This is a genomic window from Amycolatopsis antarctica (assembly GCF_002262875.1).
Lineage (GTDB): Bacteria > Actinomycetota > Actinomycetes > Mycobacteriales > Pseudonocardiaceae > Amycolatopsis > Amycolatopsis antarctica.
The window spans coordinates 249,237-260,045 of record NZ_NKYE01000009.1 but is presented as its reverse complement, the minus strand read 5'-3'; the positions used below and the strand labels follow the sequence as shown (position 1 = coordinate 260,045).

Genomic DNA, 10,809 nt, shown 5'->3' with positions numbered 1-10,809 from the left:
CAGCTGCCGCCCGGACTTCTCACTCTTGCGTGGACTCACAAGGTCCGATGTCATCACTCACAGTGCCCATCCCGCCGGACCTCAGTCCGGCGTGTCGGGCCAGAAACACCGATGTTGAAACAGTCCCCCACCTGGCCACACAGAGTACTTGAATTGCGACCCGTCTACCTGCACGTATGCACGGCATACATATGTGCGCCTCGGTATGCACGGCATCAATTCAATTCCGTCCCGTCCCGGGTGACGCTGAGGCCACGACACGAACCAACGACAGGAGGTGAGCGCACCGTGGGCGCCGAGCGGGTGTGGGTCGTGTGGGTCGCCTGTGGTGACGGGCGGGACCACGCGGTGACGGATGAGGGAATGGTTGCCGGTATGGCTGCCAGCGATTTCGTGGCCGTCTGCGATGAGGTGTTGTTGCCGTTGCCGATGGTGTGCCCTCCGGGTGCGCGGTGCCCGGGTTGTGTGGCGGTGGTGAGCGCTGCGGCCGGACCTGCGCGGGTCACACGCACCGCGGCGGGTCGGCCAGTGCGGCATCGGCGGCGGTCGTGGTGGTCGCTGCGTGCGCGACGGTCGCGCGCTGGGAATAGTCGTGCGGTGGGGCCGGTGCGGGCTGTTCTGCCTCCCGGCAGTCCTAGGCCTCACCCTGCTTCCACGTCAGCGGGCGGTGGTCTCCGGTGAACGCGCAGGGAGACGAGTTCGCGGCGGAGACTCCCCGGCTGAGTGCGCTGGTGGCGGCAGGTGTGGAGTTCACGCCCGGGTCCGATGGTGAGGGCCGGTTTACCCATTTGGTCGGGGTGCGGGAGTGGCCCGCGATGGGACAGGCCGATGTGGTGCTGATCTTCTCGCAGACCGATGCTGTTGCCTCACGTGGTGACCATGACGGCGGTGTCCTGTGGGAATGCGAGGGCACCGCGCTGGACGTGGCGAACGCTCTGTTGGAGCTACCGACCCCCGGAACGGCGCTCGCGCCCCGGCTGGCCCGGCCCGGGCCGTCACTGGTGGCGCGGCGGCGGCCGGTCATGACGTCCGGCGACATACCCGCGCCGGAATGTCTATGAGCACGGGCGGACGGGCGGTCGTGGGCGTGGTGTTCGCGTTGACGATCGCGGGTGCCGTGGTCGCCGTCGTCGGTGACATGTGAGCGCGCGACCGGGGCAGAGAACGGAATACGGGCAGAAATGAAAGGGAGTACGGCATATGTCCTTCGGCAGGAGTAGCGGTATCGACACGCGGGCGGGCGTCACCATCGACGGCGCGACGAAACTTCAGTGCCACCTCGACGGTAGCGGCTTCGTTGATCTGTCCTGGTCCACGGAATCGGTATTACCGGTAGCCGAGTTCGAGCTGTCGCTGTCCAGGGAAGCGTTGGCCGAGTTCGTGCGGCAGGGCTGCGAAGCGCTGGTAGTACTCAACCGCTGGGACGACTGCGATCCCGACAACATCGGGGAAGTCCGCATCTTCGACGACGCACCGACCCAGGTCTGCCCACCGGTATCCCCTGGCGCGACTGGCGACGCCGGCAACAGAGCACGGCAAGCACCCCGCACTGACGCCCGAGCAGCGGCCGGTGAACAGACGTACCCCGAACGGGACCGACAGAACAAACAACAGAAAGGGAACCGATGATGGGTGGTAGGCACGACGGTAGTGACGATAAGAAAACCGATCACACCGGCAAAGGCAGCGACGGACACGACACGGTGAGTGGGGAGGACAAGTAGTGATGTCCACCGAACAGGGTGTGCGTGCCCTGGTGGCGGCGCTGGACTCGGCCGGAGACCTTCCGGCCGGATTCGGCCCGCTCCTGGAGCGGGTGCCCCGGGAAAAGTTCATCCCCGATCGGATCTGGGTCGATCCTGTGCCCATCGACCGGGCCACCGACCCCGAACGCTGGCACCGCGCCGTGTACTCCGACACCTCGATCGTCACCCAGTTCGACAACGGCCGCACCTGCTGGCCCGAGGTCGGGGACCGCCCCACCTGTTCGGCGTCCATGCCCTCTGTCGTGGCCGGAATGCTCGATGCCCTCGACGTCCACCCCGGACACACGGTCCTGGAGATCGGCACCGGTACCGGATACAACGCCGCGCTGTTGTCCGAACTGGTCGGCCCGGACGGCTCAGTGGTCACCCTCGACATCGACCACGGCATAGCCGAGCAGGCCCGTGCCCGTCTGACCGCCGATCCCGGCTTTCCCAACGTGAGAACACTGACCAGTGACGCCACCAACGGCGCCTCGGGACACGACCCGTTCGACCGGACCATCAGCACGATGGCCGTACCACTGGGACGGATCCCCCTCGCCTGGATCGCGCAGAGCGCCATCGGCGGACTCGTACTCACCCCGGTTCGAGCAGACCTGACCAACGGCCCCCTCATCCTGTTCACCGCCGACGAGAACACCGCCACCGGCATCACACTCCCCATGGGAGTCGCGTTCATGGAATCACGCACCGACCGCACACCCCGACCACCACGCACTCCCCGGCACGATCATGGCCCCGTCGACGAAACCACCAGCGACGTCGACTCCTTGCCCATGCTCGACGACCCGTCGTCCCGATGGGCACTGGCCGTGGCCATGCCCTCATGCCGCTACGACATCGACTACGAGGGAGGGAAACCCGTCCGCGCCTGGTTGCACGACCCACTCACTGGCTCCCACACCACCATCACCAAGGACGGCACCGACCGGTGCTACATCCGCCAGTCCGGCCCTCGCCACCTCTGGGACGAAGCCGAAATCGCCTACCGCTGGTGGGACACCACCGGACGGCCCCACATCACCGACTGGCAATGGACCATCACCCCAGAAGGCCAGCACACCCGCCCCAGATCCGGCGCCACCAAGCGGTGACAACAGGGATCAGACCTGCGGCACCTCGGGTCAGGCGTCCGGGTCACGGCGTGCGGGCGCGATACCAGACCTCGGGCCTGCCGACCTGGCCGTAGTGGGGTTCGCGGACGACGAGACCACTGTCGGCCAGGTACTCCAGGTACCGGCGGGCGGTCACCCGGGAGACGCCGACGGTGGTGGCGGTCGAGGCGGCGGACAGTCCGTTCGAGGCGTCACGCAGCGCGGAGGTGACGGCGTCCAGCGTCTCGCCGCTCATCCCCTTCGGCAGCGTGCTGTGATCGGTGGTGCGCAGGGTGGCCAGCATCCGGTCGACGTCGGCCTGCCCGCCGACCTCACCGACCCCGCCGAGCTGGTCGCGGAACTCGGCGTAGCGCTCCAGCTTGTCGCGCAGTGAGGCGAAGGTGAACGGCTTCAGCAGGTACTGGACGACCCCGCTGGACACCGCCGCGCGGACGACGGCCAGGTCGCGCGCCGAGGTCACCGCGATGACGTCCACCGCGCGCCCGGCCGCCCGCAGGGCCCGGCACACGGCGAGCCCGTGCGTGTCGGGCAGGTAGAAGTCCAGCAGGACCAGGTCGACGGGAGTGCGCTCGACGAAACGCAGCGCCTCGTTCCCGGCGTGCACGACGCCGGCGACGGTGAATCCGCTGACCCGCTCGACGTAGGTCCGGTGCGCCTCGGCGGCGACCGGATCGTCCTCGACCACGAGCACACTGATCATCCGCGTACCTCCGGCCCGAGCGGCAGCCGCACGGTGAACACCGCGCCCACGTCCCGTCCCACGTCGATGCTGCCGCCGTGCCTGCGCACCGCCTGCCCGGCCAGTGCCAGCCCGAGGCCGTGCCCGACGGGGCCGTCCGTCTCCTTGGTGGACCATCCCCGGCGGAAGATCTCCGAGGTGGTGCCCTCCGGCACGCCGTATCCGGTGTCGGCGACGCGCAGCAACAGCTCGTCGGAGTTCGTGCGGACGGTGACGGTGACCCGCGCCGCACGCTCCGCCGTGGCCGCGATGGCGGCGTCGATCCCGTTGTCGACGAGGTTTCCGAGCACGGTGACAAGATCGCGGGAGTCGATACCGGTGTCCACGTCCGGTACGGCGGTGTCCTCGGTGAGCACCAGTTCGGCGCCGCGTTCCGCGGCCTCGGCGGACTTGCCCAGCAGCAGCGCGGCGAGCACCGGTTCGGCCACGGCGCCGACGACGCGGTCGGTGAGCTGCTGTGCCGTCTCCAGCTCCGCCGTGGCGAACTCCACCGCCTGCTCGACGCGGCCCAGTTCGACCAGGGATACGACGGCGTGCAGACGGTTCGCCGACTCGTGTGCCTGCGAACGCAGCGACTCGGCGAAACCGCGGACCGTGTCCAGTTCACCGGTCAGCGCCTGCAGTTCGGTGTGGTCCCGGAGCGTCACCACGTTGCCCATCGCGCGGCCACCGGTGCGGACGGGCGCGGTGCTGACCACGAGCACCCGGTTGTCGGTCACGTGGATGTCGTCGGTCAGCGGCTCGGCCGACAGCAGCGCCGCGGCGAGGTCGGGAGCGAGGGCGAGTTCCGCGACCGGGCTGCCTTCGGGCGGGGCGTCGAGTTCGAGGAGTTCGCGCGCGGCGTCGTTGCACAGGTGCACGGTGCCGTCGCGGTTCACCAGCAGCAGCCCTTCGCGTACGGAGTGCAGGATCGCCTCGTAGTAGGAGAACATGCCGCTGAGTTCGGCGGGCGCCACACCGTGGGTCTGCCTGCGCAGGCGGGCGCTGACCAGGTAGCTGCCCGCCACGCCGAGCAGGAGTACGGCGCAGGCGACCAGCAACAGCGGCGGCAGGCGTTCCTCCAGTTCGGCGGTGACCGTGGTGACGGTGATGCCGACGCCGACGAGCGCCACCGCCTGCCGCGCGTCATCGAGAACCGGCACCACGGAACGGATCGACGGCCCGAGCGTTCCGGTGTAGGTCTCGGCGACGACACCACCACGCTGCGCCTCGGCGATGGTGCCGAGGAAGCGCTTGCCGATCAGCTCGGGCGTCGGATGCGTGTACCGGATGCCCTCGCGGTCCATGATGGTCACGAAGTCGACGCCGGTGTCGGTGCGGACCCGCTCGGCGAACGGCTGCAGTCCCACACTGGGGTTCGCGGTGCCGAGCGCCTCGCGGACGCTGGGCGAGTCGGCGACCGTGGTGGCCACGGCGGTGGCCTGCTGCAGCGCGCGGTCCTCGTTCGCCCGTGCCGCGTCCATGTACGCGAGGGTGACACCGCCGCCGACCAGCACGAGCATCAGCAGGGCCTGCAGCACGAGGAGCTGACGCGCGAGGCTCCAGCCGCGTTTGCCCGCCCCTCGTCCGACCATCGCACCATGCAAGCACACGGGCCACCGGATCGCGGCGGCGACGACACGTGCCGTTTACACAATGAACACAACCGTGACCCAGCTCATAGCATTGCCCATAGTCACGAGGAACTTCGCACCGGAGACGGTGCTCACGTATCCCAGGAGGCAACGGTGCCAGCACAGAACACCGCCGAGGCGGCCCCGCCGACGAAGCGGCGCGACAAGATGCACTACCTGTACATCGCGGTGATCGCCGCGGTGGTACTCGGTGTGATCGTCGGTTTCGCGGCCCCGGACTTCGCAAAGGAGCTCAAGCCGCTCGGCACCGGGTTCGTGAACCTGATCAAGATGATGATCAGCCCGATCATCTTCTGCACGATCGTGCTCGGCATCGGTTCGGTCGCCAAGGCCGCCAAGGTCGGCAAGGTCGGGCTGCTGGCGATCACGTACTTCCTCGCCATGTCGACGGCCGCGCTCGCCATCGGGCTCGTCGTCGGCAACCTGCTGCACCCCGGTGAGGGCATGACCCTCGACCCGGCGGACGCGGCGAAGGTGCAGGAGCAGGCGAGCGAGGGCGGCGAGGGCACCGTCGACTTCCTGCTGGGCATCATCCCGGAGACGATGGTGTCGTCGTTCACCGCGGGTTCGGTGCTGCAGACCCTGCTGGTGGCGCTGCTCGCCGGGTTCGCGTTGCAGAAGATGGGCAAGACCGGTAAGCCGATTCTGCGCGGCATCGAGCACATCCAGCGGCTCGTGTTCCGCATCCTGGCGATGATCATGTGGGCCGCGCCGGTGGGCGCGTTCGGTGCGATCGCCGCGGTGGTCGGCGAGACCGGCTGGGACGCGCTGAAGAGCCTGGCCGTCATCATGATCGGCTTCTACGCCACCTGCCTGCTGTTCGTCGGCCTGGTGCTGGGCTCGGTGCTGTGGTTCGGCGCGCGGGTCAACCTGTTCTCCCTGCTGCGCTACCTCGGCCGCGAGTTCCTGCTGATCGTGTCGACCTCCTCCTCCGAGTCGGCGCTGCCGCGGCTGATCGCGAAGATGGAGCACCTCGGTGTGAGCAAGCCGGTGGTCGGTATCACCGTCCCGACGGGCTACTCGTTCAACCTGGACGGCACCGCCATCTACCTGACGATGGCGACGCTGTTCGTCGCCGCGGCGCAGGGTGCACCGCTGAGCGTCAGCGAGCAGATCTCCCTGCTGGTGTTCATGATCATCGCGTCGAAGGGCGCCGCGGGCGTCAGCGGTGCGGGCATCGCGACGCTGGCGGGCGGGCTGCAGTCACACCGTCCGGAGCTGGTCGACGGCGTCGGGTTCATCCTCGGTATCGACCGGTTCATGTCCGAGGCGCGGGCGGTGACCAACTTCGCGGGCAACGCCGTCGCCACCGTGCTGATCGGCTCCTGGACGAAGGAGTTCGACGCGGGGCAGGCTCGCCGGGTGTTCTCCGGTGAGGCTCCATTCAACGAGGCGACGCTGGTCGACGACCACGGCCACGACGAGGAGGGCGCCGACGGGAAGTCCGACGAGTCCGACGGGACGGCAGGCAAGGACGGCCGCGAGCGGGCAGGAGCGAACGCGTGAGGCGCGGCGTGGGCCGGCTGGCCGCGGTCTCGGCACTGGCCGCACTGCTGCTGGGCATGGCGACACCCGCGGGCGCCGAGGCGACGGACCGGGGCTTCGGCGGACCGCACAACTGGCCCCGTCCGTCCTTCGGCTGCTTCACCCACCCGGATGTGCGGCCGGGCGAGTCGTTCCAGGGCACCGTGGTCTCCGGCGGCATCGAGCGCAGCTACCTGGCGCATGTGCCGGACACCTACCGGTCATGGAAGCCGAAGCCGCTGGTGCTCTCGTACCACGGGCAGGGACGCACCTCCGAGTACCAGGAGGAGCTGTCCGGTTTCTCGGAGCTGGACATGATCGCGGTGTACCCGCAGGGAACGATCGGCACCGAGGAGGAGAAGACCGCCTGGTCCGGCGCGCCCTACTCGTCCGGGGCCGACGATGTGCTGTTCACCTCGGATCTGCTCGACGATCTGCAGTCCCGGCTGTGCGTCGATCCGAACCGGATCTTCGCGACGGGCAAGTCGAACGGTGGCGGCTTCACCGGGATGCTGGCGTGCAGGCTCGGTGGTCGGATCGCGGCGTTCGCGCCGGTGTCCGGGGCGTTCTACCCGCAGAGCGGGGAATGCTCGCCGTCGCGGCCGGTGCCGGTGCTGTCCTTCCACGGCGGACAGGACGCCACCGTCCCCTACGACGGCGATCCGGTGAAGGGGCTGCCCGCCCTGCCGGACTGGCTGGGCGGCTGGGCGGAGCGCAACCGCTGCGACACCGGACCGGCGGTCGAGGACCGCGGGAACGGGGTCCAGGTCAGCACCTGGGATGACTGCGCCCGGCACGGTTCGGTGCAGCACTACCGGGTCGACGGCTTGGCGCACGACTGGCCGAGCACCACGCCGAACCCGGATTCCGACGTCCCCTCGGTGCTGGACGCGACCCCGCTGATCGAGGAGTTCTTCAAGGCGAACCCGCTGTACTCCTGAGCAGTGATCCCTCGGTGGACGGTGCCGCTCCGTAGGGCGGCACCGTCCACTGAGGACTTTCCGGGGCCCGATCCTCGCCGGGCCGGTGCTCAGGCGAGGACGGGCTTGAGGAACTGGCCGGTGTAGCTGTCCTCGTTGTCGGCGACGTCCTCGGGCGTGCCCTCCGCGACCACCATGCCGCCGCCCGATCCGCCTTCGGGGCCCATGTCCACGATCCAGTCGGACATCTTGATCACGTCGAGGTTGTGCTCGATCACGATCACCGTGTTTCCCTTGTCCACCAGGCCGTTGATCACGCCGAGGAGTTTGCGGATGTCCTCGAAGTGCAGGCCGGTGGTGGGTTCGTCGAGCACGTACACGGTCTTGCCGGTGGACCGCTTCTGCAGTTCGCTGGCGAGCTTGACGCGCTGCGCCTCGCCCCCGGAGAGCGTCGGGGCGGGCTGGCCGAGGCGGACGTAGCCGAGCCCGACGTCGACAAGGGTCGCCAGGTGGCGGTGGATCGCCTTGATCGGTTCGAAGAACTCGGCGGCTTCCTCGATGGGCATGTCCAGCACCTCGGACACCGTCTTGCCCTTGTAGTGCACCTCGAGGGTTTCGCGGTTGTACCGGGCGCCCTTGCAGACCTCGCACGGGACGTAGACGTCGGGCAGGAAGTTCATCTCGATCTTGATGGTGCCGTCGCCCGCGCACGCCTCGCACCGGCCGCCCTTGACGTTGAACGAGAAGCGTCCCTGCTGGTATCCGCGCACCTTGGCCTCGGTGGTGGAGGCGAACAGCTTGCGGACGTGGTCCCAGACGCCGGTGTAGGTGGCCGGGTTGGACCGCGGGGTGCGTCCGATCGGCGACTGGTCGACCCGGACCAGTTTGTCCACCAGGTCGAGGCCCTTGACCCGGGTGTGCCTGCCGGGTACCTGGCGCGCGCCGTTGAGCTTGTTGCCGAGGACGGTCGCGAGGATGTCGTTGACCAGCGTCGACTTCCCCGAACCGGACACCCCGGTGACGGACACCATGCAGCCGAGCGGGAAGGCCACGTCGATGCCGCGCAGGTTGTGCTCCCGGGCGCCGACGACGGTGAGCTGCCGCTTCTTGTCGACCCCGCGGCGTTCCTCCGGCATCGGGATCACCCGGCGTCCGGACAGGTAGTCGCCGGTGAGGGATCCCTTGGTGCGCAGGAGTTTCCGGAACGGGCCGCTGTGCACGATGTGGCCGCCGTGCTCCCCCGCCCCTGGCCCGATGTCCACCACCCAGTCGCTCGACCGGATGGTGTCCTCGTCGTGTTCGACGACGATCAGCGTGTTGCCGAGGTCGCGCAGGCGGGTCAGCGTCTCGATGAGGCGGTGGTTGTCGCGCTGGTGCAGGCCGATAGACGGCTCGTCCAGCACGTAGAGCACGCCGACGAGGCCGGAGCCGATCTGGGTGGCGAGCCGGATGCGCTGCGCCTCCCCGCCGGACAGCGTGCCGGACGCCCGATCGAGTGAAAGATAGGTGAGGCCCACGTCGAGCAGGAACCGCAGCCTGGCCTGGATCTCCTTGAGCACCGCGCCGGCGATGATCGTCTCGCGCTTGCCCAGGACCAGTTCGTCGAGGAACTCGGAGGCCTCGGCGATGGACAGCGCGCAGACCTCCGCGATGGAACGGTCGCCGCGGGTGGCGTGTTCGAGGGTGACGGCCAGGATCTCCGGCTTGAGCCTTGTTCCCTGGCAGGCCGGGCACGGGACCTCGCGCATGTAGCCCTCGTACCGCTCGCGCATGTACTCCGAGTCGGTCTGTTCCTGCCTGCGCTCCAGGAACGGGATGACGCCCTCGAAGCTGGCGTAGTACGAGCGCTGCCTGCCGTACCGGTTCCGGTAACGGACGTGCACCTGGTCGTTGACACCGTGCAGTACGGCCTTCTGTGCCTTCGCCGGGAGCCGGCGCCAGGGCGCGTCCATGCGGAAGCCGATGGTCTCCGCCAGGGATTCGAGCAGCCGCTGGAAGTACTCGGCGCTCTGCCCGCCGGACCAGGGGGCGATGGCGCCGTCGGCCAGCGACAGCTCGTCGTCGGGTACGACGAGTTCCGGGTCGACCTCCTTGCGGATGCCGATGCCGGTGCAGTCGGGGCAGGCGCCGTACGGCGAGTTGAAGGAGAACGACCGCGGTTCCAGGTCCTCGACGGCCAGCGGGTGACCGTTGGGGCAGGCCAGGTTCTCGGAGAAGCCACGGACCCGGTGGGCGTCGTCCTCGGGCAGGTCGACGAAGTCGAGTTCGATCAGGCCGTCGGCGAGCCGCAGGGCCGTCTCCACCGAGTCGGTGAGCCGCTGCTTGGAGCTCGCCTTCACGGTGAGCCTGTCGATCACCACGCCGATCTCGTGCTTTTCCTGCTTCTTCAGCTTCGGCGGGTCGGTGAGCGGATACACGGTCCCGTCGACCCTGGCGCGCGAGTAGCCCTGCTGCTGCAGGTTCGAGAACAGGTCGAGGTACTCGCCCTTGCGCCCGCGCACCACCGGCGCGAGCACCTGGAACCGGGTGCCCTCGGCCATGTCCAGTACCTGGTCGACGATCTGCTGTGGCGTCTGCTTGCTGATTCGCTCGCCGCACTTCGGGCAGTGCGCCTTGCCCGCCCTGGCGTAGAGCAGCCGCAGGTAGTCGTAGACCTCGGTGATGGTGCCCACGGTGGATCGCGGGTTGCGCGAGGTGGACTTCTGGTCGATGGAGACCGCGGGCGAGAGACCCTCGATGAAGTCGACGTCCGGCTTGTCCATCTGGCCGAGGAACTGCCGGGCGTAGGCGGACAGCGACTCCACGTAGCGGCGCTGGCCCTCCGCGAAGATCGTGTCGAAGGCCAGGCTCGACTTGCCCGAACCGGACAGGCCGGTGAACACGATCAGGCTGTCCCGCGGGAGGTCGATGTCCACGCCACGGAGGTTGTGTTCGCGGGCACCGCGAACTACGAGGCGATCAGCCACGCGAGATTCCCTTCCTAGCTGTTCCGTGCAGGCGATTCGGGGCGAGCGGTTCGGCACGGGATCCACCACGGACGGTTCGTCACGGGCGGGTCCGTCATGGGACGAACGGCGATACGGCCTGCCGCGACCATGCTAAGTCGACCCT

8 protein-coding genes are annotated in these 10,809 nt (G+C 68.7%); 5 read left to right on the top strand and 3 right to left on the bottom strand.

The window, feature by feature from the left end:
• The first annotated feature begins 677 nt into the window (after positions 1–677).
• From CFN78_RS17015 to CFN78_RS17005, 3 genes are all read left to right on the top strand, one after another.
• Complete coding sequence (locus CFN78_RS17015) at positions 678–1,061, top strand: hypothetical protein (RefSeq protein ID WP_094863786.1); 384 nt, start codon at positions 678–680, stop codon at positions 1,059–1,061.
• 139 nt (positions 1,062–1,200) lie between these two features.
• On the top strand, positions 1,201–1,629 hold the full coding sequence (locus tag CFN78_RS17010) for a hypothetical protein (RefSeq protein ID WP_094863785.1): 429 nt from the start codon (positions 1,201–1,203) through the stop codon (positions 1,627–1,629).
• 97 nt (positions 1,630–1,726) lie between these two features.
• On the top strand, positions 1,727–2,860 hold the full coding sequence (locus CFN78_RS17005) for a methyltransferase domain-containing protein (RefSeq protein WP_094863784.1): 1,134 nt from the start codon (positions 1,727–1,729) through the stop codon (positions 2,858–2,860).
• Between the two features lie 43 nt (positions 2,861–2,903).
• Here CFN78_RS17005 and CFN78_RS17000 read toward each other — a convergent pair whose 3' ends face one another.
• Together CFN78_RS17000 and CFN78_RS16995 are read right to left on the bottom strand one after the other, a co-directional pair.
• Entirely contained in the window at positions 2,904–3,581 is a 678-nt protein-coding gene (locus CFN78_RS17000; protein WP_094863783.1) for a response regulator, read from the bottom strand.
• Positions 3,578–5,194: a sensor histidine kinase gene (locus tag CFN78_RS16995; protein ID WP_094863782.1), complete on the bottom strand. Its 1,617-nt coding sequence runs from the start codon at positions 5,192–5,194 to the stop codon at positions 3,578–3,580. Before CFN78_RS16995 ends, CFN78_RS17000 begins: the two co-directional genes overlap by 4 nt.
• Before the next feature lie 207 nt (positions 5,195–5,401).
• Between CFN78_RS16995 and CFN78_RS16990 the strand changes: the two genes are divergently transcribed.
• Positions 5,402–6,760 carry a cation:dicarboxylate symporter family transporter gene (locus tag CFN78_RS16990; RefSeq protein ID WP_094863815.1) on the top strand — a complete coding sequence of 453 codons (1,359 nt, stop codon included), beginning with the start codon at positions 5,402–5,404 and terminating at the stop codon, positions 6,758–6,760.
• Complete coding sequence (locus tag CFN78_RS16985; RefSeq protein WP_094863781.1) at positions 6,757–7,719, top strand: CE1 family esterase; 963 nt, start codon at positions 6,757–6,759, stop codon at positions 7,717–7,719. The genes CFN78_RS16990 and CFN78_RS16985 overlap by 4 nt, the downstream gene beginning before the upstream one ends.
• Positions 7,720–7,808: 89 nt before the next feature.
• Here CFN78_RS16985 and uvrA read toward each other — a convergent pair whose 3' ends face one another.
• Positions 7,809–10,664: an excinuclease ABC subunit UvrA gene (gene uvrA, locus CFN78_RS16980; protein WP_094863780.1), complete on the bottom strand. Its 2,856-nt coding sequence runs from the start codon at positions 10,662–10,664 to the stop codon at positions 7,809–7,811.
• Between the last annotated feature and the right edge of the window lie 145 nt (positions 10,665–10,809).